At 72.0% G+C, this 23,173-nt stretch carries 24 protein-coding genes; 13 read left to right on the top strand and 11 right to left on the bottom strand.

Going from position 1 to position 23,173, the window contains the following annotated elements; genetic code table 11:
• Positions 1-57: 57 nt before the first annotated feature.
• The 3 genes from OG595_RS34195 to OG595_RS34205 are packed head-to-tail and all read left to right on the top strand — an operon-like array spanning position 58 to position 2,693.
• Positions 58-900, top strand: a complete 843-nt coding sequence (locus OG595_RS34195) for an NUDIX hydrolase (RefSeq protein WP_329278837.1) — start codon at positions 58-60, stop codon at positions 898-900.
• A complete protein-coding gene (locus OG595_RS34200) occupies positions 897-1,919 on the top strand; it encodes an ADP-ribosylglycohydrolase family protein (RefSeq protein WP_329278840.1) in 1,023 nt (340 codons plus the stop codon). The genes OG595_RS34195 and OG595_RS34200 overlap by 4 nt, the downstream gene beginning before the upstream one ends.
• 3 nt (positions 1,920-1,922) lie before the next feature.
• Positions 1,923-2,693: a nucleotidyltransferase domain-containing protein gene (locus tag OG595_RS34205; RefSeq protein ID WP_329278842.1), complete on the top strand. Its 771-nt coding sequence runs from the start codon at positions 1,923-1,925 to the stop codon at positions 2,691-2,693.
• On the opposite strand, the gene OG595_RS34210 is transcribed toward OG595_RS34205, so the two are convergent.
• From OG595_RS34210 to OG595_RS34225, 4 genes are read right to left on the bottom strand one after another with little or no spacing between them, the layout of a single operon-like run.
• Positions 2,619-3,419 carry a nucleotidyltransferase domain-containing protein gene (locus tag OG595_RS34210; RefSeq protein WP_329278844.1) on the bottom strand — a complete coding sequence of 267 codons (801 nt, stop codon included), beginning with the start codon at positions 3,417-3,419 and terminating at the stop codon, positions 2,619-2,621. The two genes, OG595_RS34205 and OG595_RS34210, sit on opposite strands and share 75 nt — an antisense overlap.
• A gap of 22 nt (positions 3,420-3,441) precedes the next feature.
• Positions 3,442-3,849, bottom strand: coding sequence for a Rieske (2Fe-2S) protein (locus tag OG595_RS34215; protein ID WP_329278846.1), 408 nt, complete (start codon positions 3,847-3,849; stop codon positions 3,442-3,444).
• Complete coding sequence (locus OG595_RS34220; protein ID WP_329278848.1) at positions 3,846-4,430, bottom strand: DUF6529 family protein; 585 nt, start codon at positions 4,428-4,430, stop codon at positions 3,846-3,848. Before OG595_RS34220 ends, OG595_RS34215 begins: the two co-directional genes overlap by 4 nt.
• 27 nt (positions 4,431-4,457) lie before the next feature.
• Positions 4,458-5,141, bottom strand: a complete 684-nt coding sequence (locus tag OG595_RS34225; protein WP_329278851.1) for a hypothetical protein — start codon at positions 5,139-5,141, stop codon at positions 4,458-4,460.
• A 292-nt stretch (positions 5,142-5,433) separates the two neighbouring features.
• Between OG595_RS34225 and aroH the strand changes: the two genes are divergently transcribed.
• The 5 genes from aroH (at position 5,434) to der (ending at position 10,026) form a co-directional block, all read left to right on the top strand.
• Complete coding sequence (gene aroH / locus OG595_RS34230) at positions 5,434-5,796, top strand: chorismate mutase (RefSeq protein WP_189151717.1); 363 nt, start codon at positions 5,434-5,436, stop codon at positions 5,794-5,796.
• Complete coding sequence (locus OG595_RS34235; protein ID WP_329278854.1) at positions 5,793-6,878, top strand: prephenate dehydrogenase; 1,086 nt, start codon at positions 5,793-5,795, stop codon at positions 6,876-6,878. The genes aroH and OG595_RS34235 overlap by 4 nt, the downstream gene beginning before the upstream one ends.
• A 196-nt stretch (positions 6,879-7,074) precedes the next feature.
• Positions 7,075-7,752 carry a (d)CMP kinase gene (gene cmk / locus OG595_RS34240; protein WP_329278856.1) on the top strand — a complete coding sequence of 226 codons (678 nt, stop codon included), beginning with the start codon at positions 7,075-7,077 and terminating at the stop codon, positions 7,750-7,752.
• Positions 7,710-8,462 (top strand): lysophospholipid acyltransferase family protein, encoded by a 753-nt coding sequence (locus OG595_RS34245; RefSeq protein WP_329278858.1) that lies wholly within the window; start codon positions 7,710-7,712, stop codon positions 8,460-8,462. Before cmk ends, OG595_RS34245 begins: the two co-directional genes overlap by 43 nt.
• A gap of 91 nt (positions 8,463-8,553) precedes the next feature.
• The gene (gene der, locus OG595_RS34250) at positions 8,554-10,026 is read left to right on the top strand and encodes a ribosome biogenesis GTPase Der (protein ID WP_329278860.1); all 1,473 of its coding nucleotides are present in this window, start codon (positions 8,554-8,556) and stop codon (positions 10,024-10,026) included.
• A gap of 83 nt (positions 10,027-10,109) precedes the next feature.
• On the opposite strand, the gene OG595_RS34255 is transcribed toward der, so the two are convergent.
• Both OG595_RS34255 and OG595_RS34260 read right to left on the bottom strand, forming a co-directional pair.
• Positions 10,110-10,577, bottom strand: coding sequence for a hypothetical protein (locus tag OG595_RS34255; protein WP_329278862.1), 468 nt, complete (start codon positions 10,575-10,577; stop codon positions 10,110-10,112).
• A 180-nt stretch (positions 10,578-10,757) separates the two neighbouring features.
• Positions 10,758-11,531, bottom strand: a complete 774-nt coding sequence (locus OG595_RS34260; protein WP_189151711.1) for a hypothetical protein — start codon at positions 11,529-11,531, stop codon at positions 10,758-10,760.
• Positions 11,532-12,071: 540 nt separating this feature from the next.
• On the opposite strand from OG595_RS34260, the gene OG595_RS34265 reads away from it, so the two are divergent.
• Positions 12,072-12,785: a transglycosylase family protein gene (locus tag OG595_RS34265; RefSeq protein WP_329278865.1), complete on the top strand. Its 714-nt coding sequence runs from the start codon at positions 12,072-12,074 to the stop codon at positions 12,783-12,785.
• 88 nt (positions 12,786-12,873) lie between these two features.
• On the opposite strand, the gene OG595_RS34270 is transcribed toward OG595_RS34265, so the two are convergent.
• The 3 genes from OG595_RS34270 to OG595_RS34280 are packed head-to-tail and all read right to left on the bottom strand — an operon-like array spanning position 12,874 to position 16,682.
• Positions 12,874-13,521, bottom strand: a complete 648-nt coding sequence (locus OG595_RS34270; RefSeq protein ID WP_329278868.1) for an ABC transporter ATP-binding protein — start codon at positions 13,519-13,521, stop codon at positions 12,874-12,876.
• On the bottom strand, positions 13,518-16,181 hold the full coding sequence (locus OG595_RS34275; RefSeq protein WP_329278870.1) for an ABC transporter permease subunit: 2,664 nt from the start codon (positions 16,179-16,181) through the stop codon (positions 13,518-13,520). Before OG595_RS34275 ends, OG595_RS34270 begins: the two co-directional genes overlap by 4 nt.
• A 3-nt stretch (positions 16,182-16,184) precedes the next feature.
• Positions 16,185-16,682, bottom strand: a complete 498-nt coding sequence (locus tag OG595_RS34280; protein WP_329278872.1) for a hypothetical protein — start codon at positions 16,680-16,682, stop codon at positions 16,185-16,187.
• 134 nt (positions 16,683-16,816) lie between these two features.
• Between OG595_RS34280 and OG595_RS34285 the strand changes: the two genes are divergently transcribed.
• The 4 genes from OG595_RS34285 to OG595_RS34300 all read left to right on the top strand — a co-directional run bounded on the left by OG595_RS34285 (position 16,817) and on the right by OG595_RS34300 (position 20,415).
• Positions 16,817-17,404, top strand: a complete 588-nt coding sequence (locus OG595_RS34285) for a hypothetical protein (RefSeq protein ID WP_329278873.1) — start codon at positions 16,817-16,819, stop codon at positions 17,402-17,404.
• On the top strand, positions 17,379-18,713 hold the full coding sequence (locus tag OG595_RS34290; RefSeq protein WP_329278874.1) for an ABC transporter substrate-binding protein: 1,335 nt from the start codon (positions 17,379-17,381) through the stop codon (positions 18,711-18,713). Before OG595_RS34285 ends, OG595_RS34290 begins: the two co-directional genes overlap by 26 nt.
• Positions 18,714-18,805: 92 nt before the next feature.
• Positions 18,806-19,804 (top strand): helix-turn-helix transcriptional regulator, encoded by a 999-nt coding sequence (locus OG595_RS34295; protein ID WP_443073274.1) that lies wholly within the window; start codon positions 18,806-18,808, stop codon positions 19,802-19,804.
• Positions 19,805-20,202: 398 nt separating this feature from the next.
• Positions 20,203-20,415 carry an I78 family peptidase inhibitor gene (locus OG595_RS34300; protein ID WP_329278875.1) on the top strand — a complete coding sequence of 71 codons (213 nt, stop codon included), beginning with the start codon at positions 20,203-20,205 and terminating at the stop codon, positions 20,413-20,415.
• A gap of 25 nt (positions 20,416-20,440) precedes the next feature.
• On the opposite strand, the gene OG595_RS34305 is transcribed toward OG595_RS34300, so the two are convergent.
• Together OG595_RS34305 and OG595_RS34310 are read right to left on the bottom strand one after the other, a co-directional pair.
• On the bottom strand, positions 20,441-21,496 hold the full coding sequence (locus OG595_RS34305) for a phosphatase PAP2 family protein (protein ID WP_329278877.1): 1,056 nt from the start codon (positions 21,494-21,496) through the stop codon (positions 20,441-20,443).
• A 221-nt stretch (positions 21,497-21,717) separates the two neighbouring features.
• Positions 21,718-22,905 carry a mannosyltransferase family protein gene (locus OG595_RS34310; RefSeq protein WP_329278879.1) on the bottom strand — a complete coding sequence of 396 codons (1,188 nt, stop codon included), beginning with the start codon at positions 22,903-22,905 and terminating at the stop codon, positions 21,718-21,720.
• Positions 22,906-23,173 lie beyond the last annotated feature (268 nt).

Raw genomic sequence — 23,173 nt, forward strand, 5'->3', positions numbered from 1 at the left:
GGTATGACTATTGGTCATGGTGACCATAAAGAGTGGCCGTGAAGGGGGTGGGCGGGCATGACCGCACCTGTGAACGGAACGGCGCGGGGCCGGGCTCCCGAGGGGTACGACAAGTACGCCTTCGAACCGTTCGCCGTCACCGTCGATCTGGCCGTCCTGACCCTGCGCGCGGGCGCGCTGCACGTGCTGCTCGTCGAGCGCGGCCACGAGCCGTACGCCGGCCGCTGGGCACTGCCCGGAGGTTTCGTCCTGCCCGACGAGTCCGCGGAGAACGCGGCCCGGCGTGAACTCGCCGAGGAGACCGGCCTGTCGGACGCCTCCGGGCTGCGCCTGGAGCAGCTGCGCACCTACAGCGAACCCGACCGCGACCCGAGAATGCGGGTCGTTTCCGTCGCCTTCGCCGCCCTGCTGCCGCACGCGCCCGAACCGCACGGCGGCGGGGACGCGGCACAGGCCCAGTGGCTGCGGTACAACGCGCTCGGGCCGCTCGCCTTCGACCACGACCGCATCCTGGCCGACGCCCACGACCGGGTCGGCGCCAAGCTGGAGTACTCCTGCATCGCGACCGCCTTCTGCCCGCCCGAGTTCACCCTCGGCGAGCTGCGACAGGTCTACGAGACCGTGTGGGGCACCGCGCTCGACCCGCCCAACTTCCGCCGCAAGGTGCTCGCCACCCCGGGCTTCGTCGAACCGGTACCGGGCGCCGCGCGTCTCACCGGCGGCCGGGGCAAACCGGCCGCGCTGTACCGCGCGGGCACCGCGGACACCCTGCACCCGCCGCTGCTGCGCCCGACCACGGCGGTGTCGCCCGCCTCACCCCGCTCCTCGCCCTCGCCCTCTCCTTCGGCACCCTCTCGTTCGTCATCGTCTCCGTCGTCACCGGAAGGACGCCCCGCATGACCACCACGACCGTCAGGAAGCGCGCCGCCAGTGGGGCGTTGATCGGGCTCGCGCTCGGCGACGCCCTGGGCTTCCCGACCGAGTTCAAGGACATCCCGTCGATCCTCGCCGCGTACGGTCCCTGGCGGCACATGGAGCTGCCCACGCCAGCGATCGTCACCGACGACACCCAGATGACGCTGGCGCTCGCGCACGGGTTGCGTACGGCGACGGACCGGGGGCTGCTCGCTCCGCTGCGGATGGAACGGCCGGTGCGCGAGGAGTTCGTCAACTGGTTCCAGTCACCGGACAACAACCGGGCACCCGGCCACACCTGCATGGTCGCCTGCAACCTGCTCAAGAACGAGCGGCTGCCCTGGCAGGAGGCCAGCCAGATCGACTCCAAGGGCTGTGGGGCGAACATGCGGGTGGCGCCTGTGGGCCTCGTCCCGGGCCTGAGCGACGAACAGCGCGCCGGAGCCGCCCAGTTGCAGGCGGCGTTCACCCACGGCCATCCGACGGCCCTGGCCGCGTCCGACCTCACCGCACACGCCGTACGGCTGCTCGCCCAGGGTGCCGAGCCGGTCGAACTGGTGACCCTGCTCCGTGCATACGCGCACGAGAGCCGTAGCCGCTACCACCACCGCTGGCTGGGCGACCTGTGGACGCACGGCCACGATCCGAGCCCCGAGCACTTCATCGCCCGCGGCTGGGACGAGTGCCTGGCGATCCTGGACCGGCTCCGGCTCGCCGTCCGCACCGCCTCGCCCGAGGACGACCCCTGCCTCGCCACCGGCGCCGGCTGGACGGCCGAAGAGGCCCTGGCGACCGGCCTGCTGTGCTTCCTGCTCTTCCCCGACGAGCCCCTCACGGCCCTGCGTCGGGCCGCCTGCACCTCGGGCGACTCGGACTCGATCGCCTGTCTGACCGGAGCCTTCGCCGGCGCCCACCACGGCACCGACGCCTGGCCGACCCGCTGGGCGGACCGCATCGAGTACGGGGGTGACCTTCAGACGCTGGGCGCGCTCTGGGACGCTTGACGGATGAATGACGCGCCGGGCCTCGCGGACCTCCCCGATCTCGATCTGGCGTCCGTGGTCGCCGAGCAGCCCGACCCGGTGCTGTTCGCCACCGTGTCGGGCGCCCACCTCTACGGCTTCCCGTCCCGCGACTCGGACGTGGACCTCCGGGGCGTCCATCTGCTGCCGGCCGCCGACCTGGTCGGGCTCCGGGAGCCGGCCGAGACCCGGTCGCGGATGTGGGTGCGGGACGGTGTCGAGCTGGACCTCGTCACCCACGACCTGCGCAAGTTCGTACGGCTGATGCTGCGCCGCAACGGCTATGTGCTGGAGCAGTTGCTGTCCCCGCTGGTCGTGCACACCAGCGACACCCATCGCGAACTCGCCGCGCTCGCCCCCGGGGTTCTCACCGGTCACCACGCCCACCACTACCGGGGCTTCGCGGTCACTCAGTGGCGGCTCTTCGAGAGGAGCGGTGAACTCAAGCCGCTGCTCTACACGTTCCGTGCGCTGCTCACCGGCGTTCAGCTGATGCGCGGCGGCGAGGTGCAGGCCCATCTGCCCACGCTGGTCGGGGAGATCGGCGAGGCCCCGGCGTATCTGCCGGAACTGGTCGCGGCCAAGGCGGAGCGGGAGCACGGGCCGGCCGGTGTCGACCACGCGCGTGTGGCGGACGATGTGGAGCGGCTGCACCGGGTGCTGGACGAGGCGCAGGCCGCCTCAGGGCTGCCGGATGCTCCCGCCGTGCAGGACGCCCTGCACGACTTCGTCGTACGGGTCCGCCTGGCGGGCTGAGGCGCGGCGGGCGCGGACGAGGAAGTCCTCGACGCGTCGGCGGTCGGGCTCCTCGGGGAGCGGGCTGCGGTGGGACGCGTCCTCGGCCTCCGCCGCGAGGCGGATCATCCGGGACGCGACCTCCGGCCACGGCACCTCGCCCCGCTTCACCGCCAGCAGCGGGCCGCGCTCGTCGCCGACGTCGATCGTCAGCGTGCCCGTGCGCAGCAGGTCGCGGCAGCTCATCAGGAGGCGCAGCAAGTGCATCGCGTGCTTCCAGCGAGGGGCGCCGTGGACGCGCACGTCGGCCTCCAGCTTCTTGTGCTGGCCGAGCGCGTAGCGCGCGAACGTCCCGTGCGCCTGGCGGGAGAGGAACGCCCCGCGCAGGGCGAGGAGTTCGCGCCCCGTGTCGTCGGCGTACTCCACGAGAGGGGAGTGGAGGCACTCCAGGATGTTCGGGTTGGCCCGCAGAGCCAGTGTGCAGAAGCGTTCCAGCTCCCAGCTGAACTGCTCCTCCGCCGGGCCCTCCACATGCGTGGGCGGCTTCTCGAAGCGCCAGAACAGGGGAGTGGGCGCGAGGAACACCCCGCGCCGGTCCGTGTCGCTGCCGTCGGTCGCCAGTCCGAAGGCGCGCGAACCCATCACACAGGCGTAGACGGTGTGGTCGCGCACCAGGGTCTCAGGGCCTTCGGTGTCCCTGGAGTCCCTGGAGTCTTTGGAGCCCTCGGAGTCGGTATGCGGGCGCATTCCGGGAGACTACGTGGGAACCTCACGCCAGGCGGATCGAATTTCCCGCCACCGTGATCTTCTTCTCGGCCAGCGGCTGCGTCGCCGGCGGGTTGGCCACCGAACCGTCCGTGATGTTGAACTTGCTGCCGTGGCAGGTGCAGTTGATGGTGCCGCCCTTGACGTTGGCCACGGGGCACTGCTGGTGCGTGCAGATCGACGTGAAGGCCTTGAACTCGCCCTCCTTGGGCTGTGTCACCACGACCTGCTCGTCCTTGAAGATCTTGCCGCCGCCCACCGGGATGTCGGCCGTGGTGGCCAGCTCCTGGCCCGGAGAGCCGGCGGAGGCCGACGGGGACGCGGATTCGTTGCCGTACTCGCTGCATCCCGCCGTGAGCGCCGCCGCGCCCGTCGCGAGGAGGATCGTGCGTCGCGTCGGGCCTTGCGTCATGTCGTCACTCCGAAGTTGCGGAAGAACCAGAGGGCGGAAGTGAGCCAGAGGATCGTCAGGGCGGTGAAGACCAGTCCGCCGATGACGGGCAGCAGCCAGCCGGGCAGCCGGTCCCAGCGGAGCAGCAGCATCTTTGCACTGAAAACGCCGAAGAAAAAGCATCCCAGGAGGGAATGCCACATCACGCGGGAATCGTATGTTTGATATCCGAAAGCGTACAGACAGTGCACCGCGACCGGAACCGCCACCAGGAACGCGATCCGTCCCGACCAGCGGTGCAGGGTCGCCGACCAGCCGGGGCCCGGCAGCTTCCCGTACACCATCAGCGCCGACACGACCTGGACGAGCGCGAAGGCGAACGCCGTCGTCGCGAGCCAGGACTTCACGGCGCTCGTGCTGCTGAACCCGGCCAGGTTGAAGGCGGTGCCCTCCGGGTCGTGGACCTTGCCGTACGCCCCCAGGCCCACCGCCACGGCGGCGGCGACGAGCGCCGGGACGAGGTAGCGGGCCGCGCTAGGGGCACTGGGGGCCGGCGGACGCGGAGGGAAGCTCTGGGTTGCGGCGTTCGGGTCCACGGTCATGTTCGGCTCCCTGCGATGAGTGGGCTGTCAGGGTGTGACCGGGCGGGCGGTCAGCCGCTGGCCGTCGATCGTCACGGCGCCGGTCTCCGGGTCGATCCGGGGCGCGGGGGAGGGCTTGCCGTCACGCTTGAGGATGCCGACCTGCTCCCCTGTGGACAGCACGATCCAGCCGCCGTCGACCTTGGCGTTCCGCACGGTCGCGGTCGCCCGGTAGAGCCCGGACGGCTTGACCGCCTTGTCCGCGGTGAAGGCGTAGTGCCCGCCCTCGATGTCGACGGTGCCGCGGATGCTCCTGCCCTTGAGGGTGCCGTTCAGTACGGAGCCGCCGTCGCCGGTGAGTTTCATGGAACCGTCGGCCTCGACATCGCCCTTCAGCCACGACTCCTTGTCGCGGCCGTCGCAGAAGTACGCGATCGCCCTGCCGTCGCGCAGTGAGACCGACACCGCGGAGGAGTCGTCGTCCGTACGGCCCGCGTAGTCGGCGTTCGGTGCGGGAGCCTTGGTGGGCGACGCCGACGGGGTCGCGGGCCGGGAAGGAGACGGAGAGGCCTTCGAACCGGTGGGCGCCGATGACGGTGACACCTTGTCGGCGGGTGAATCGGCCCGGGACGTCGACGCCGGCTTCGTCCCGGTCGTCGCGTTGAGCGACAGCATGAACAGGGCCAACAACAGTCCCGCGAGCAGTGTGAAAAGCGGTCCGGTGCGTTTCATCGGGCCTCCCCCGAGGCGAGTTTCCTGCTATCAGAGCGGACCCGCGCCCCCGCGTCCAGAGCGCATGGGCGTGTTCGCGCTCCAACTCGCGGATTGGGGCGAATCGGGTGACATTGACAAGGCCGGGTCCGAAGCGGGTCCGAGTCGTGCGGCGCGTCTCAGCGGGCGGGCGCCGCGCGTCCGTTCCGCACGGGCTGACTAGGCTGGACGGATCAAGAGCCGATCCGCGGATCCGGGTGGATCCGAACACGTGGATGGGCTCCGCACACGTACATCAGCGAGGAGCATCACCGTGGCGGTACGAGCGGTCCGGGGCGCCGTCCAACTGGATCGGGACGAGGCCGGACACATGGACGAGCGGGTCAGCGAGCTGCTCACCGCGGTCCTGGAACGCAACAGCCTCACCGCGGACGACCTGATCAGCGTCTGGTTCACGGCCACCCCCGACCTGCACAGCGACTTCCCGGCCGCCGCGGCCCGCAAGCTCGGCATCGTCGACGTACCACTGATCTGCGCCCAGGAGCTGGACATCGAGGGCGCGATGCCACGGGTGGTCCGGATCCTCGCGCACATCGAGTCGGACCTGCCCCGCGCGGACATCGCGCACGTCTACCTCGGTGCCGCGGGGGCCCTGCGCAAGGACATCGCCCAGTGAGAACCGCACTCGTCATCGGCACGGGCCTCATCGGTACGTCCGCCGCGCTCGCCCTCGTCTCGCGCGGCGTCGTCGTCCACCTCGCCGACCACGACCCCGAGCAGGCCCGTACGGCGTCCGCGCTGGGCGCCGGTACGGACGAGGCGCCGGAGGGGCCGGTCGACCTCGCGATCATCGCGGCGCCGCCCGCGCACGTGGCCGGTGCCCTCGCCGACGCGATGCGCCGGGGTGTCGCGCGCGGCTACCTCGACGTGGCCAGCGTCAAGGGCGGCCCGCGCCGCGAGCTGGAGGCCCTGGGCCTCGACCTGGCGTCGTACATCGGCTCGCACCCCATGTCCGGCCGCGAGAAGTCCGGCCCGCTGGCCGCGACCGGCGACCTCTTCGAGGGCCGCCCCTGGGTGCTGACACCGACCCGCGACACGGACACCGAGGTCCTGAACCTCGCCCTCGAACTGGTCTCGCACTGCCGCGCGGTCCCCGTCGTCATGGACGCGGACGCCCACGACCGTGCCGTGGCCCTCGTCTCCCACATGCCCCACCTGGTCTCCAGCATCGTCGCCGCGCGGCTGGAGAACGCGGAGGAGGCGGCCGTACGGCTGTGCGGGCAGGGCATCCGGGACGTGACCCGGATCGCCGCGTCCGACCCCGGCATGTGGATCGACATCCTCTCCGCCAACCCGGGGCCGGTCGCCGACCTCCTCACGGACGTCGCCGCCGACCTGGGGGAGACGGTTCAGGCGCTGCGGTCCCTCCAGTCCTCCGACGAGGCGAAGCGCCGCGAAGGGGTCTCCGGGGTCGAGGACGTCCTGCGGCGCGGAAACGCCGGCCAGGTCCGGGTGCCCGGCAAGCACGGGTCCGCTCCGCTGGTCTACGAGGTCGTGGCGGTTCTCATCGACGACCAGCCCGGGCAGCTGGCCCGGATCTTCGCCGACGCGGGGCGGGCGGGCGTCAATATCGAGGATGTGCGCATCGAGCACGCCACCGGGCAGCAGGCGGGGCTTGTGCAGTTGATGGTGGAGCCGAAGGCCGCGCCGGTGCTTTCGGCTTCGCTGCGGGAGCGGGGCTGGGCGATTCGGCAGTAGGGGAGCGGTGCCGGTGTGGTCCTCGACGGGGGGCTGCCGCCCCCAGACGCCCGCTTCGGCGCTGAGGGGGCCTCGTCCTCAAACGCAGGACGGGCTGATGGTGTGCGGCCGGACGAGTGACTCGCACCCAGTAACCTTGTCCGGGGCACCCAGTGCCCCCCGCCCCACCACCCCGGACCAGGAAGGTGCCTCCACAGTGGATCGCGCCGCAGTGATTGTCGCCATTGACGGGCCCTCCGGCACAGGCAAGTCGAGCACGTCGAAGGCTGTTGCCGCGCAGCTCGGGCTGAGCTACCTGGACACCGGGGCTCAGTACCGGGCGATCACCTGGTGGATGGTGACGAACGGGATCGACATCACGGACCCCGCCGCGATCGCCGACGCGGCCGGCAAGGCCGAGATCGTCTCCGGCACGGACCCGGAGAACCCGACGATCACCGTCGACGGCACCGACGTCGGCGGCCCGATCCGCACCCAGGAGGTCACCTCCAAGGTCAGCGCGGTGAGCGCCGTTCCGGAGGTGCGTGCCCGGATCACCGAGTTGCAGCGTTCCATCGCCGCGTCCGCCGAGAAGGGGATCGTCGTCGAGGGGCGTGACATCGGGACGACCGTGCTGCCCGACGCCGACCTGAAGATCTTCCTCACCGCCTCCCCGGAGGCGCGTGCCGCCCGCCGCAGCGGTGAGCTGAAGGGGGCCGACGTCAACGCCACCCGTGAGGCGCTGCTGAAGCGGGACGCGGCCGACTCCAGCCGTAAGACCTCGCCGCTCGCCAAGGCGGACGACGCGGTGGAGGTCGACACCTCCGAGCTGACCCTGCAGCAGGTCATCGAGTGCGTCGTCACCCTCGTCGAGGAGAAGCGGGACGCGAAGTGAGCGCTCCGGCCAAGCCGTCGAAGGTGCCGAAGGCGGCTGAGATGCCCACCGAGCGGGGTGCCGAGGTCGGGCGGCGCATCGGTGTCGGCCTGATGTACGGGCTGTGGAAGCCGCGCGTCCTGGGCGCCTGGAAGGTCCCCGCGACCGGCCCGGTGATCCTCGCCGTCAACCACTCGCACAACATCGACGGCCCGATGGTCATCGGCGTGGCCCCCAGGGCGTCGCACTTCCTGGTCAAGAAGGAGGCGTTCATCGGCCCGCTCGCCACCTTCATGCGCGCCACCGGCCAGCTGGAGGTCGACCGCTCGACCGCCGACCGGGCGGCGATCACCCAGGCCCTCGGCGTGCTGGCCAGGGGCGGGGTCCTCGGGATCTTCCCCGAGGGCAGCCGCGGCGAGGGCGACTTCGCCTCGCTGCGTTCCGGGCTCGCCTACTTCGCCGTCCGCAGCGGTGCGAAGGTGGTACCCGTGGCCGTCCTGGGAAGCACCGACCGGCGCGGCCGGCTGATAAAGGGGCTGCCTCCGCTGCGCAGCCGCGTCGACGTGGTCTTCGGTGACCCGTTCGAGGCGGGCGACGGCACCGGGCGGCGTACGCGCGCGGCGCTGGACGAGGCGACCGTACGCATCCAGAAGCAGCTCACCGCGCACCTGGAGAACGCCAGACGGCTCACCGGGCGGCAGGAAAACGCCGGGCGTCCCGCTGAGCGCTGAGCGACACTTGAGTACTTGAGCGGTTTCAGTAGTGGATCACCCGATACCGGGAGGTTCCACCGATCACCACGATGAACGAGGTACGGACTTCATGAACGACCACATTCCCTCCGAGAGCTCGGGAGAGTACGAGCACGGAGAGCTTGGCGATGCCGAGTACGCGGAGTTCATGGAGCTCGCCGCGGTGGAGGGCTTCGACCCCGAGGAGATCGAGGGCGCGCTCGACGAGGCGGGGCACGGGCCGCTGCCCGTGCTCGCCGTCGTGGGGCGGCCGAACGTCGGCAAGTCGACGCTCGTCAACCGCATCATCGGGCGCCGCGAGGCCGTCGTCGAGGACAAGCCCGGCGTCACCCGTGACCGCGTCACCTACGAGGCCGAATGGGCCGGGCGGCGCTTCAAGGTCGTCGACACCGGCGGCTGGGAGCAGGACGTCCTCGGTATCGACGCCTCCGTGGCCGCGCAGGCCGAGTACGCGATCGAGGCGGCCGACGCGGTCGTCTTCGTCGTCGACGCCAAGGTCGGCGCGACCGACACCGACGAGGCGGTCGTCCGGCTGCTGCGCAAGGCCGGCAAGCCCGTCGTCCTGTGCGCCAACAAGGTCGACGGGCCGAGCGGCGAGGCCGACGCCACCTCCCTGTGGGCCCTCGGTCTCGGCGAGCCGCACCCCGTCTCCTCGCTGCACGGCCGCGGCACCGGCGACATGCTGGACGCCGTCCTGGAGGCGCTGCCCGAGGCGCCCGCGCAGACCTTCGGCGCCGGGGTCGGCGGCCCGCGCCGCATCGCCCTCATCGGCCGCCCGAACGTCGGCAAGTCCTCGCTGCTGAACAAGGTGGCGGGCCAGGAGCGCGTCGTCGTCAACGAGATCGCGGGCACCACCCGTGACCCGGTCGACGAGCTGATCGAACTCGGCGGCGTCACCTGGAAGTTCATCGACACGGCGGGCATCCGCAAGCGTGTCCACCTCCAGCAGGGAGCCGACTACTACGCCTCGCTGCGCACGGCCGCCGCCGTGGAGAAGGCCGAGGTCGCGGTCATCCTGATCGACGGCTCCGAGAACATCTCCATCCAGGACCAGCGGATCGTCACCATGGCCGTCGACGCGGGCCGGGCGATCGTCCTCGCGTACAACAAGTGGGACACGCTCGACGAGGAGCGCCGCTACTACCTGGAGCGGGAGATCGAGACCGAGCTCGCCCAGGTGGCGTGGGCGCCCCGCGTCAACGTCTCGGCGCGCACCGGCCGCCACATGGAGAAGCTGGTCCCGGCGATCGAGGCAGCCATCGCCGGCTGGGAGACCCGGGTCCCGACGGGCCGGCTGAACGCCTTCCTCGGCGAGCTGGTCGCCGCCCACCCGCACCCGGTCCGGGGCGGCAAGCAGCCGCGCATCCTGTTCGGCACCCAGGCGGGCACCATGCCGCCGCGGTTCGTGCTCTTCGCCTCCGGCTTCATCGAGGCCGGCTACCGCCGCTTCATCGAGCGCCGCCTGCGCGAGGAGTTCGGCTTCGAGGGCACGCCGATCCACATCTCGGTCCGGGTGCGCGAGAAGCGCGGCCGGAAGAAGTAGCGGTCGTACGTCCCGTACGTGACTGAGGGCGGCTCCGATCCGGAGCCGCCCTCAGTCACGTGCAGGTCGTGCGCGGGTCGTGGTCACACACCCCGGCGGGGGCCCGGTGGCAGCGCCGCCGGGATGTGGGTCATCCCGGTGTAGTGCTGCTGCCGTCCGCCCGTCGGCCAGACGGCGGTCGGGGTCGCCGTCTGCTGTCCCTGCTGCGCGTCGAGTTGGCCGACCCGCTGCCACACGGACTGCTGCCCGCCGACCTGGCCGCCGTTGCGCGCGCTGTACGCCCCCGCGCTGTAGGCGCTGTACGAGCCCGTGCCCGGGCCGTACGAGCCGCCGTACGGAGTGAGGCCGTTCGGGCTGGTCCCGAAGGCCGAGAAGTCCAGGTCGTCCTCGCCGCTGCGGTCGCCCGGCAGCGAGCGGAAGGACTTGCCGTACTCGGCGTAGAGCGAGTCGTAGATCGGCGTGGCCGATGGGCCGCTGGGGTAGTCCTGGGTCGACCGCGCGGACGGGATCGGCTGGTAGGACTGGCGGCGGGGGACGTCATAGGTGTGCACGTACGTCCAAACGACCCCACCGCGCATCGGATGCGGCCGACGACGTGTTTTGCAGGGCGCGCGAGCGCCCCTTCAGGGGCGCGGGGAACTGCGCGACCAGCCAGCACTCAACCGTGAGTCGCCACCGTGCCGAACCACCCCCGGTCTACAGCGCCCGCGTGCCTGCCGGAGGCAAGGTGCTCACGTTCCCGCCAGAGGCAACGCGCTGGCGACCAGCTTGCCGATGCCCGCCGCCTTGTCCAGCGCGTCCCGCAGCAGGTCCTCGCGGGGCTGGCGGCCGATCGAGCCGACCGGTGCCGCGAACATCAGCACCTGCTGGTGCTTGTTGGCGGCGGCGCGCCAGCTCTCGGTGACCTGGAGAGGCTGGTGCGCCTGCCACCACGCCACCGCGGAACCGCCGTTCGGGCCCGGCTGGAGTACGGCGTGCAGCTGGCCCGCCGCGAGCAGCACCGACCAGCCGTGCAGCACGGGCGGCACCTCCGTCAGCTCGGTCAGCGGCATGAAGCCCTGCTCGATGAGGAGCGGCAGGAAGTCGTCGCCTGCGCCGGTCGCGCCGGGGCGGACGATCGGGGCGGTCGGTTCGACGACCAGGGCGGGGTGCAACTCGCCCTCGATCAGGACCAGTCCGCTGGTGACGCCCAGTACGGCCTGCTCGGGTGCGGCCATCGGGGCCTCCTCGTCGGCGTTGATGGAGCGGACCGCGCCCTGGAGCTGCTCCTCGGTGACCTGGACGACCTGCGAGGGCAGGCAGCCCGCGTGGGCGAAGGCGAGGACGGCGGTCTCGTCCCCGATGAAGAGGACGGTGCTGGTGCGCTCCTGGGCGGAGTCGCCCGGCGTGCGGCAGGACGTGCAGTCGTAACTGCCCGGGGCGTTGTCGCCGGCGAGCAGACGGTCGGCTTCTTCGTCGCCGATCTCGGCGCGGACCTCGTCGCTGACATCGAGCATGCGCGGCACGGGTGGCTCCCTCGGGATGCGGTGCGTGGCGAGACCGGGTCGCCCCCGGCCGGTGGGCCCGGACAGTCCGGGCTCATGAAGAGGACAACGGCGATCTGTGTCAGGGGTCACGCTGCACGGCGAACAGATTCGAACCGCCCCGTACGGACGGTCACACTGGGTACGGAATCGGACACTCCATGTCAAGTAACGGACAGGTTACGGAAGTTGGTTTGGTGAACTGACTCACAGTTTGTCCGAGTAGTTGGTCGACAAATCAGGAAATGAACGTATGAAGTGGGTGGCCTGAATTCGTTGATACCGGAGGTAACCATGAACTGGCCTGGGACAACAGGCAGTTGGTTGATAACGGCTCGTCAGGCTCCATAGATTCCTCCGCCGTGTGCACCTAGCACCGCTCGGGTACGTCCGTCGGCCGCGCAGAACCAGACACCGCGCAGCACCACCGCCGACGGACGGGGCGGAGGCGTGCCGACCGCGTTCATGCGTGGCCGACGCGTCCCGGTCAGGGGGAGCCCGGGTCTGTGGAGAGGGATCTACATGTCCGAGTGTGCCGATAGTTACACCCGCAAGACGCGCAAGACGGCGGTCCTCGCCGGAGCGGCACTGCTCGCTCCGCTCGGCCTGCTGGCCGCGACCGGCAACGCCGCGGCGGCGGACAGCGGGGTGTGGGACCGCATCGCCCAGTGCGAGAGCGGCGGAAACTGGCACATCAACACCGGCAACGGCTACTACGGAGGACTCCAGTTCTCCGCCGGCACCTGGCGCGCCTACGGCGGCACGGCCTACGCGCCCACCGCCGACGGGGCCAGCAGGTCCCAGCAGATCGCCGTCGCCACCAAGGTCCAGGGCGCCCAGGGCTGGGGCGCGTGGCCCACCTGCTCGGCACGCGCCGGGGCTTCCGGGAGCGCTCCCGCCGCGTCGGGCTCCGACTCGGGCTCCGGTTCGGCCACCACCAAGTCGAGCAAGCCGACGAAGAAGTCGGCCAAGCCGTCCACCGGGCAGTCGGCGGGGAAGACCACCGGTTCCGGCGAGTCCACCGCGTCCAAGGCTCCGTCGAAGGCACCGGAGCGTTCCACGGCCCACGTCGGCCGCAGCTCGTCCCGCGGCGACTACACCGTCCGCGCGGGCGACACCCTGAGCGGCATCGCCGCCCGGTACACCACCACCTGGCAGCACCTCTACGCCGCCAACAAGGCTGTCATCGGCGACAGTCCCGACCTGATCATGCCCGGACAGAGGCTCGACTTCTGAGCCGCTCCCCCTGCTTCGGGCACGGTGCCCCACCCGGTCCCAGGACCGGGTGGGGCACCGGTGTTCCACGCCGTCGTCCTGCCGCCGGTCATCCCGAGGGGCCGGCCAGTTCGGCCGTCTCCCCACCGAACACCACAGTGCCCCGGCGGAGTTCGTACACGAGAGCCCGACGGCCGTGCAGGACCGGCGGCAGCCGCTGCTCGGCGACGATCACGCAGGCGTCCAGTGCGTTCAGCAGTTCGTACGTGCGGGCCGCGACCGCCGGTGACATGCCCTGCGCGGGTTCGTCGACCAGCACCACGCGTGCGTGTGCCGACAGGACGCGGGAGAGCGCGAGCATGCGCCGCTCACCGCCGGAGAGGGTGCCCGCGCGGCGCGCCAGCAGGGGCTCCAGCCGCGGGTAGGCGTCGAGCGCGGGGGCGGGATCGCCCAGCCCGAGCTCCAGGTTCTCCCGGACGGTCAGCGACCCGAACACGGCCTGCCGCTCCGGCACCAGGCACAGTCCACGGCGGGCCCGCTCGTACGCGGGCACACGGGTCACGTCGACCCCGTCCCACACCACCGCGCCCCCCGACAGGGGTACCGCTCCGGCGAGGGCGCGCAGGACGGTCGTACGGCCGGAGCCGTTGCGGCCCAGCAGGACCGTGATGCCCGGACCGGGCGCGTCGAGGGAGACGCCGTGCAGGGCCTCCAGCGGGCCGTACCGCACGCGCGCGTGCCGCAGGGAGAGAATCATCGGCCCACCGTCGCTTCCAGGGCGGCGAGGACCCGGCCGGGCGGTCCGGACGCGACGATCCGGCCCGCCGTCAGCACGTGGACCTCGTCGGCCAGGCCGGCGACCAGGTCGAGGTCGTGCTCGACGACCAGCAGGGCGGTGCCGTCGGCGGCGAGGGCACGCAGCACCCGCGCCAGCGCGGTGACCTCGGCGGTGTCGAGCCCGGCGGCGGGTTCGTCGAGGAGCAGGACGCGCGGGCTTCCGGCGAGCGCGCGGGCCAGTTCGACGCGGCGCAGGGTGCCTGTCGGCAGGCCGGCCGCGGGCAGCGCCCGTACCTCTCCGTCGAGCCCGAGGAGCCGCAGCGCCCGTTCCACCGCCGCCGGATCGCGGACACGGCCCTGTTCGGCGCCCACACGGACGTTCTCGGCCACGGTCAGCGACGGGAAGACGGCCAGCTGCTGGAAGGTCCGCGCGACACCGAGCCGGGTACGGGCATGGGAGGCGAGCCGTGTGACGTCCCGCGCCCCGAAGAACACCTGCCCGCGCGTGGGGCGCACGGTTCCGGCGAGACAGTGGAACAGGGTGCTCTTCCCGGCCCCGTTGGGCCCGACGACCGCGGTGACCCGGCCCGGCCGGACGTCGAGGTCCACCCCGTCGAGAGCCGTGAAACCGCCGTAGCGGACGTGCAGTCCACGCGCGCGCAGGAGCGGGGCGAGGGACGGCGAGGGGGAGCGGAAGTGCCGGGGAGGGGTGGTCCGGGGAGGAGGCGGCGGGGGAGACGGAGAGGGCGGGGGAGGGCCGCTGGTCGGTCGTGCGCGTTCGCCCCGCAGCCGCTCCCGTACAGCGGTCCCCAACGGCGTCAGCCGCGCCTCCCGCTCCGGACGCAGGCGTCTCGTCGCCGCGCGCAGGGCCTCGTACGGGCCGCCCGGGAACCGGCCCGCCAGAACCGCCAGAACGCCGATCAGGGCCGCCGCCACCCCGCCCCGGGTCCCCGCGTCCAGTCCCACCAGCAGGGCCGCGGCCAGCAGGGCGCCCAGGGTGCTGTCGGCGCCCAGGACCACCACGGCGGCGAACCACAGCAGCCCGCGCACGGGGTCGAACGCGCCGGGGTCGAAGGCCCGCAGGCCCATGGTGAGCAGGGCGCCCCCGAGGGCGGCCAGGGCGGCGCCCGTGACGAAGGCCAGCAGTTTCAGGGACGGGACCCGCACTCCCGCCGCCGACGCGCCCGGCTCGTGGTCCCGCATCGCGGCCAGGGCCCGGCCCGTCCGGCCCGTGCGCAGGAGCCGGGTGGCCAGCAGCGCGCCCGCCAGCAGGGCCAGTTCCAGCACGTAGTAGGCGCGGTCGCCCCCGAAGCCCGCCGGACGGTTCACGGTCAGGCCCGAGACGGCGTACGGCTGGGTGAGGACGAAGCGGCTGACCCCGACGCCCACCGCGAACGTGGCCAGCGCCAGTGCCAGACCGTGGCGGCGGATCGCCGGCCGGCCGGTCAACAGGCCCAGGGGAGCCACCAGGAGCACCGCCAGGGCCAGGGCGGCCGGTTCCGGCAGGCGGGGCAGGCCCGGGAAGCGGCCCGCCGCCAGCAGGGCCGTGAAGAGGGCGCCCAGACCCGCGTAGGCGGCCTGGCCCAGCGAGATCTGGCCGCCCCGGCCGGTCACCACCACCAGGGACAGCAGCACCACACCCAGGGCCGGCACCTGCACCGCCGTATGCAGGTCCTGGCCCGCGAAGCCCAGCGGAAGCAGGAACAGCACCCCCGCCACGATCCACGCGGCCGACGGGGCCGGTGGTGCCGGCGGGTGGGCCGCGGCCGCGCGCGGGAGCGCGTCACGGGTGCCGATGCCCGGCAGCACCAGGGCCGCGACCAGCAGCGCGACCACGAACAGGTTGGCGCCGACAGACTGGAGCAGGGGCTGCGCCCAGCCCGTCGGGTGAAGACGCGTCAGCTGGCTCTGGGCGACCCCCACCCCCAGGGCGGCCGGCACCGCCACCGCAATGCTGCGCATCCGGGCGGCCACGGCGACGGCCACCACCTCCAGCACCAGCAGCGGCATGCCGTACGGGTCCAGCCGGACGTACGGAGCCAGCAGAACGCCCGTCAGGCCGGCGGTGAACGAGCCGAACGCCCAGCCCGCCGCGGCCACCCGGTCGGCGTCGATGCCGTTCAGCACCGCCAGCCGCCGGTCGTCGACCACCGCACGCAGCTCCCGCCCGAACCGCGTCCACCGCGTGACCGCGCCCACGGCGGCCGACAGCACCAGCACCACCGCCAACTGCCCCCAGGGATCCGCCGACACCAGCTCCGGCGCGTCCGCCCGCGCACCCGGCCCCCACAGCAGCGCGGCCCCGCCCACCAGCAGCACGAACACGCCGATCGACGCGACCAGGGTCCGCGCCGGATCGCCGCCCAGGACGGCGAGCGGCCGGAACACGAACCGCTCCAGGGCGATGCCGATCGCCGGGGCGAGCACGCACAGCGTCACCAGCGCGCCCAGCCACAGCGGCCAGCCCCACTCGACCGTGCACTCCCGCAGCGCGTACGCGCACACCATCGCGATCGCGCCGTGCGCGAAGTTCAGCACGCCGGTCGCGCGGTACGTGACGATCAGGCCGATCCCGGTGAGCGCCGCCGCGCTGCCGACCGAGAGGCCCGCGAGGGTGAGGTCGTACGTCAGGGAGGACATCGGTCAGTCGTCCGCCGAGTCCGGCTCGCAGATCGGGCAGGGGTCCAGTTCGCCGGTCGCGAGGAGCTTGCCGTCCACGGGCACCGCCTCCGGCTTCCCGGCGACCAGCGGGCAGTCCGCGCGGTGCCAGAGGGTGCCGCCCGGCACCATCAGCAGACGGCCGCTCACAGCCACGGGAGCGGTGACCGGCTCCCCGGCGGCCTCGGAGGGCCCGGCGGTCACCAGGAGGCCGTACAGCTCCTCCACGCGGGTCGCGGCGAGCGCGTCACGGCCGTGGGTGAGGAGAACGGCGCCCGCGACGATCAGCGCCGCGCCGGGGACCGTGCAGGACGCGAGGTAGGGCAGCTGCCGCTCGGCGAACCGCTCTCCCGAGACGCCGTACCAGCCGAGCACGCACAGCACCGCGCCCGCCGCCAGCGCGGCCCAGCCCGTCCAGAGGACGGGACGCACGGTCCGCGGTCGGGCTGATCGGGCTGACCGGGCTGATCGGGCTGTCGGCATCCTTGGCTCCCACACGTCGTGTGTCCTGGCTGTGTCCGTCCCAGCCGGCCAATGGCTTGCACTATGCCTGCTGTCGGTCGACCCTGAAAGCTCCGGGCACCCAAGCCCCGGACCGACACCCGGTGGTGAGCCAGATGGTTCTCGGGAGCGACCTCAGGCGGGGGAACGCACGGCGGGGCACGGTGATCACGGCCGCCCTGCTGCTCTTCCTCGGCCCGGCCCTCGCGGCGTGCAGCGACGACGGCGACGGCGGTGGCGGCGATACGAGAACCTCCACCGCTTCGACCTCCACGGAAACGGCGGAACCGACACAACCGGCGGAATCGGCGGAGACATCGCCGGAGCCGGGCGGCAGCGGTCCGGCCGATCCCGTCGCGGCCGAGAAGGAGGTCCGGCAGAACTGGGTGAAGTTCTTCGACCCGGCCGTCTCCCTCAAGGACAAGCAGGCGGTCCTGGAGAACGGCGACAAGCTGGGCCTGCTCCTCCAGGCGTTCAGCGGCGACCAGCGCGGTGGACAGGTCGAGGCGAAGGTCGACGACGTCGAGTTCACCTCGCCGACCGCCGCGAGCGTGAACTACGTGCTCCTCCTCGACGGCGCCACGGCTCTGCCCAACGCCTCCGGCACCGCCGTCGAACAGGACGGCACCTGGAAGGTCTCCCTCAACACGCTCTGCGCGCTGGTCGGACTGAGCGGCGATGCGACGGCGGCTCCGGGCTGCTGAGCCGGCCGCCCTGGGGCTGCTGCTCCTGCTGAGCGCGGCCTGCGGCAGCCGCCTCCCGGAGAGCGACTTCGAGCACCGCGGTACCCCGACAGCGCCGACGGCCGCCGCGACGCCCCTGCGCGTCGGCATCATCACGAGCGCCACCAGCCCGGTCGGCGCCGCCGCCTTCACCGGCCCGCGCGACGGCGCCAGGGCCTGGTTCGAACGGCTCAACGCGCGCGGGGGCATCGACGGCCGCCCGGTCGAGGTCCGGCTGTGCGACGACGGCGGCAGCGGCGTCGGCAACAACGAGTGCGTGCACCAACTGATCGACGGCAGCGAGGGGAGTGACGGCAACGCGGTCGTCGCCCTGGTCGCCACCACCGCCCTCGACTACGCGGGCGCCTCCCGCGTCTCCCGGGCGGGCGTGCCCGACATCGGCGGCCAGCCCATCGGCGCGGCCTACGACACCTACCCCCACCTGTACGGGATCTACGGCAGCCTCGCGCCCCGCGACGGCACCCCGGGCTGGGGCGGACGGCTGTACGGCGGCACGGAGGTCTACCGCTACTTCGCGCGCGAGCACGGCGCCCGCACGGCCGCCGTCGTCTCGTACAACCAGACCGCCTCGGCCGCGTACGCCCGGCTGGTCGTCCGGGGCCTTGAGGCCGAGGGCTACGACGTGGTCACCGAGCAGGTCGACTTCGCGCTGCCCAACTTCCGCGCGGCGGCGGCCGACCTGAAGGAACAGGGCGCCGACCTCGTCTTCGACGCCCTCGACACGCACGGCAACGCGCGACTGTGCGAGGCGCTGGACGACGTGGGTGCCGAGATCACCGCCAAGGTGACGAACGTACAGAACTGGACCTCCACCGTCCCGGAGGACTACAAGAACTCCCCGCGCTGCCGCAACGCCCTGTGGGTCACCGGGTCGAGCCGCAACTTCGAGGACACGGACCAGGCGGCCGTACGGGAGTTCCGGGAGGCCACCGCCAGGCTCGGTACGCACTCGCAGTGGCAGTTGGAGGGGTGGGCGGCGGCGATGTGGTTCACGGAGGCCGCCCGGGCCTGTGCGGAAACGGGAACGGGCGTCACGCGCGCGTGTCTCGACGACTTCATGAACCGCGGCGAGGGCGGCGAAGCGGGGGACAAGGGGTACACGGCTGACGGGCTGTTGATTCCGGTGCGTTTCGAGCGGGCTGCCGAGCCGCCGAAGACGCGCCGGACGTGTCTGTCGGTCGCCCGCTGGCAGGACGGCAGGGGCTGGGTCTCGCAGGGGGACATGAACGCCGACTGCTTCGACGTCCCGCAGCTGGCGTACCGGCCATGACTGGTGTGCCGTCCAGGACCGCCGAGGGGATCGGAGACCGCCGAGTGCATTGAGGACAGTGGCTGTCCGCGACCGCTGGCAGACTCCCTCCCATGTTGGAGACATCGGCACGGCTGCTGCGACTGCTCTCGCTGCTCCAGGCCCACCGCGAATGGTCCGGCCCCGACCTTGCCGACCGCCTCGGGGTGACCCCGCGTACCGTCCGCCGGGACGTGGACCGGCTGCGCGACCTGGGCTATCCCGTGGACGCCAGTCCGGGCACCGGCGGCGGCTACCGGCTCGGCGCCGGTGCCGAGTTGCCGCCGCTGCTGCTGGACGACGACGAGGCGGTCGCCGTGGCCGTCGGGCTGCGGACCGCCGCCGGGCAGGGCATCGAGGGCATCGGCGAGACCTCCGTACGGGCACTGGCCAAGCTCGAACAGGTACTGCCCGACCGGCTCCGCCGACGGGTCGGGGCCCTGAACGCCTTCACCGTGCCGATGCTCCGCGGGCCGCAGCCCTCCGCCGTCGACCCGGCCGTCCTCACCGAACTCGCCCACCTCTGCCGGGACACGGAACTGCTGCGCTTCGAGTACCGGGGACACGAGGGATCCGTGTCCCGCCGTACGGTCGAACCCCACCGCCTGGTGTGCACCGAGCGGCGCTGGTATCTGGTCGCCTGGGACGTCGACCGCGCCGACTGGCGTACGTTCCGGGCGGACCGCATCACGCCGAAGCCGCCGCACGGACCGCGCTTCGCCCCTCGTACGCCCCCCGCGGACGATCTCGCCGCCTATGTCTCCCGAGGCGTCTCCACGCGCGCGTACGCCTCCCACGCCGTCGTCCGGCTGCTGGTGCCCTGCGCGGAGGCCGCGGCGCGGATCTCGCCCTCCGCCGGGACGCTGGAACCGGACGGTGAAGAGGCCTGTCTGCTGCGCACCGGGGCCTCGAACCTGGACGTGATGGTCATCCACGTCATGCTGATGGGCTTCGAGTTCGAGGTGCTGGAGCCCGTGGAACTCGTCGACGTCATCAGGACCTCCCGGGACCGGCTGTCCCGCGCGGTGGAACGGTCGCCGCGCACTCCGAGCAGCTCGGAGGCGGTGTCGTGACGATGCGATGCGGAGGTTATGTGGGGAAGTCGTGGGTGTTTTATGCGTTCTGTCGTCGTGCCGCCGGCCGGGATGTGTGGCATCGACATGTATGACGTGTGTAAGAAGCAGGTAAGGCGCCAGGGTGGGGGTCGCCGACGCAATTCACCGTCCCGGAGTTGTCCTTCGGGCGATCGCGAACAGGGTTTATCGGGGCTCGCGGAGAGCCGGCGAATTACGTTCGAATGGCCGTCGGAAGTATGGGTGACCAGTCTCTCCGTATCGGGCCGCGTGAGGATTATCGTCCGAAGCGAATGGCGTGATCTTGTGACAGAAGCGTGACCGGAGCCGTACGGAGTGGTGCGTGCGGTCGCGGCCCGGGCTTCCCCGGGTGCCGGTGGGCGCCTACGGTGGCGGGCATGTCACCGATTCCCAGGCCCGAAGAACCCCAGGACACTCCGGACACCTATGTCGGCCTCGACGGAGCGGAGGCCGAGCGGCTCGCCCGGGGGAGAGGCTGGTCCGCGGTGCGGTCGCTGCCGCCCGGGGCGATCATCACCATGGAGTACCGGTCGGGACGGCTCAACTTCGAGGTCACCGCGGGCAGGGTGACACGCTGCTGGAAGGGCTGAGGCCGGACGGCGCCCCGGCGGCGGCTCAGCCGTTGCCGGGCAGGGGGCGGGCCGAAGGGTTGCCGGTGGTGCGCGGGGCGCGGTCCGCGTGCGGCGGGCGGCGGCTGCCGACCGGGGTGACCGGGCTGCGCTCCGAGCGGATCGCGTGCGTGGCCGTCGCCGGATGTGCCGGATGTGCCGGATGCGCGGGGTGCGCGGGCGTTCGGGACGAACGGGCCGCCGGGGCGGTGTTCTCCCGGGCCGTGGCCTCTTCCGCGGCGGTCGCGTGCGGCTTGAGCAGCGCCGACGAGCCGACCCGGGCCGGGACGGGTGCCGCGCCGGGACCGCGGACGCGCCTGCGGTCGCGCAGGTCCAGGATCCAGGTCTCGGTGCGGGTGATCAGCGGCTCGCACCACGGCAGCGCCAGCAGGACCAGCAGGCCCGCGACCCAGCCGAGGACGACATCGCTCAGCCAGTGCGTCCCCAGATAGACCGTGGTGAGGCCGACGCCGAGCGACATCAGTGCCGAACCGGCGGACAGCCAGCGCCTGGTCCACGGGGTCGAGGCCAGATAGGCCAGGATGCCCCAGGTCACCACGGCGTTGGCGGTGTGACCGCTGGGAAATATATCCCCGCCCATGCCCATCTCGTTCGAGCCGATGGTGGTCGCGTAGTGCGGTCCGAGGCGGCCCATGCCGATCTTGGCGGCACCGACCGTGACGTTGAGCATCAGCAGTGCGGCGCCGAACGTGAGCAGTGGGCGCAGAGTGTGCTGACGCCAGGCGCGCCAGCCCAGCCAGGCCGAGATCATCACGGCGGTGGGGCCGCGCTGACCGAGCACCACGTAGTAGTCGAGGAACGCGTGGATCTCCGGCCACTGCTGGTAGGGCCGGAAGAACATGACCTGCCAGTCGAGCCGGACCAGCCACGAGGTGATCACGACGGCCCACACGATGGCGAGATAGAAGGCCAGGGTCGCGACAAGGAGCGCGATCCTGTGCCGGCTCATCTTCGGCACATCGATGTGGGTCGGCCGTCCGGGTTCCCGGTCCAGCCTCGCGAACACCCGGTCCAGACGGGCGAGGTTTCGTTCGGTAAGCACCCAATCGACGTTACAGCGAGTGAGCTCGGATCTCCGCCCAATCCACGGCTTTGTAATGACGATGTGATGTGGGATTCCTCTCAGGGGAGATGTTTAATTCCCTGGAATCCCTATTCGGGGCCCGTCTTCCCCTCATTTCCATTGATCATGCGGCAGTACTGTTTAATGGCTCTTTCGAATTGGTTCACCGGATGGTTGTCCGGAATTCGCCGGAAGGTCGCTCAGGGCGGACCGGAGCCGTTCAGCCAGAACGCCCCGTAGACCGCGGAGGCCACCGCGACCACGCCCGTCACCAGCACCGACCTGGGCGTACGCAGCCGGCTCAGGGCCAGGGCGAGCGGCAGCAGAAGAGGGAACGCGGGCAGCAACAGGCGTGGTTTCGAGCCGAAGTAGCTCGACGCGCACAGGGCGAGCACGGTGACGGCACCCGCGTACACCAGCAGCGGCAGCGGCTGGCGCTGCCGTACGCAGGTGACGAACAGCCAGATCAGCAGGCCCACACCGAGGATCAGCCCGACCCCGGCGAGTGCCGACGGGAACGACGTGAACTTGTCGGCGACGAAGCGGGCGAACGCAGCGCCGCCGTCGAAACCGTTGCGCCAGCCGGCCTGGACGTCCAGATAGCCCAGGGGTCCCCTGCCGGTGCGGTGGCCGACCCACAGGACGTACCCGGCGGCGCCGAGCGGCGCGATCAGCATGCCGAGGGCGCGCCGCCGGACGGGTGCGCCGTACGACTCGGGCGCGCTCCGCTCCCCTACGAACGAGGTACTGGACGACGTACTGAACGAGGCGATGGCCGTCACCCACACCGCCGCCACCACCGCGAGGCCCACCGGGCGGGTCAGACCCGCCAGCAGGGCCAGGGTGCCCGCCGTCAGCCAGCGGCCGGTGAGGACCGCGTACAGGGACCAGGCGGCCAGGGCCGTGAACAGTGACTCGCTGTACGCCATCGACTGGACGATGCCGACGGGCAGCACCGCCCACAGCAGTGCGGCACACACGCCGGCACGACGGCCGTACACATGATCCGCGACCGCGAACACGCCCCAGGCGGCGGCGAGTGACGCGAGGGCGCTGACCGCGAAGCCCGCGTCGGCGTACGACATCGGGGTGACGGACGCCAGGAGCCGCTCCAGCCAGGGCAGCAGCGGGAAGAAGGCGAGGTTCGAGTGGACGTCACCGTTGGGGAGGCGCACCTCGTAGCCGTAACCGAGTTCGGCGACCCGCGTGTACCAGAGCGCATCCCAGCGGGCGGTGAGCAGCGTGTACGCGTTCTTGTCCCGCGCCGCGCTCCACAGGGCCAGCACGACCAGGCCCAGCACGCGGACGGCCGCGTACCCGAGGAGGGCGGGCGCGGCACGGCGCAGCGTGGGCGGTTTGGGTGGCGGGCGGCTGCCAGGATCTGTCACCGGTCGATTATCGACGGCGTACGGGACGAGGGCGGGTGTGGCGGCGGGCGGCCACGCCGGGTGCGTGGTGTACGACACACGGGTCCCGCGGGCGGGTGAGAGGTCCGCCACTTTTCGCCGCTGTGAACTCGCGTACGCTGTCGGACCACTCGCTTTTCGCCGCGCGGCCCGAGGACATCCGTCACCGCTCCTCCTCGGCCGAAGCCGAAGCTCCCGGGGAGTCCCCACCCCGCGGACCGTCGAACGCGAGGGAATCTTGGAGGTACGT

Source organism: Streptomyces sp. NBC_01451 (genome assembly GCF_036227485.1).
In the GTDB taxonomy this organism is placed as follows: Bacteria; Actinomycetota; Actinomycetes; order Streptomycetales; family Streptomycetaceae; genus Streptomyces.

What these genes read in the sequence shown, in the direction of transcription:
- OG595_RS34195 (WP_329278837.1), top strand. Translation starts at nt 58, where the DNA reads ATGACCGCACCTGTGAACGGAACGGCGCGGGGCCGGGCTCCCGAGGGG.
- OG595_RS34200 (WP_329278840.1), top strand. Translation starts at nt 897, where the DNA reads ATGACCACCACGACCGTCAGGAAGCGCGCCGCCAGTGGGGCGTTGATC.
- OG595_RS34205 (WP_329278842.1), top strand. Translation starts at nt 1,923, where the DNA reads ATGAATGACGCGCCGGGCCTCGCGGACCTCCCCGATCTCGATCTGGCG.
- OG595_RS34210 (WP_329278844.1), bottom strand. Translation starts at nt 3,419, where the DNA reads ATGCGCCCGCATACCGACTCCGAGGGCTCCAAAGACTCCAGGGACTCC.
- OG595_RS34215 (WP_329278846.1), bottom strand. Translation starts at nt 3,849, where the DNA reads ATGACGCAAGGCCCGACGCGACGCACGATCCTCCTCGCGACGGGCGCG.
- OG595_RS34220 (WP_329278848.1), bottom strand. Translation starts at nt 4,430, where the DNA reads ATGACCGTGGACCCGAACGCCGCAACCCAGAGCTTCCCTCCGCGTCCG.
- OG595_RS34225 (WP_329278851.1), bottom strand. Translation starts at nt 5,141, where the DNA reads ATGAAACGCACCGGACCGCTTTTCACACTGCTCGCGGGACTGTTGTTG.
- der (WP_329278860.1), top strand. Translation starts at nt 8,554, where the DNA reads ATGAACGACCACATTCCCTCCGAGAGCTCGGGAGAGTACGAGCACGGA.
- OG595_RS34265 (WP_329278865.1), top strand. Translation starts at nt 12,072, where the DNA reads ATGTCCGAGTGTGCCGATAGTTACACCCGCAAGACGCGCAAGACGGCG.
- OG595_RS34270 (WP_329278868.1), bottom strand. Translation starts at nt 13,521, where the DNA reads ATGATTCTCTCCCTGCGGCACGCGCGCGTGCGGTACGGCCCGCTGGAG.
- OG595_RS34275 (WP_329278870.1), bottom strand. Translation starts at nt 16,181, where the DNA reads ATGTCCTCCCTGACGTACGACCTCACCCTCGCGGGCCTCTCGGTCGGC.
- OG595_RS34280 (WP_329278872.1), bottom strand. Translation starts at nt 16,682, where the DNA reads ATGCCGACAGCCCGATCAGCCCGGTCAGCCCGATCAGCCCGACCGCGG.
- OG595_RS34285 (WP_329278873.1), top strand. Translation starts at nt 16,817, where the DNA reads ATGGTTCTCGGGAGCGACCTCAGGCGGGGGAACGCACGGCGGGGCACG.
- OG595_RS34290 (WP_329278874.1), top strand. Translation starts at nt 17,379, where the DNA reads ATGCGACGGCGGCTCCGGGCTGCTGAGCCGGCCGCCCTGGGGCTGCTG.
- OG595_RS34295 (WP_443073274.1), top strand. Translation starts at nt 18,806, where the DNA reads ATGTTGGAGACATCGGCACGGCTGCTGCGACTGCTCTCGCTGCTCCAG.
- OG595_RS34300 (WP_329278875.1), top strand. Translation starts at nt 20,203, where the DNA reads ATGTCACCGATTCCCAGGCCCGAAGAACCCCAGGACACTCCGGACACC.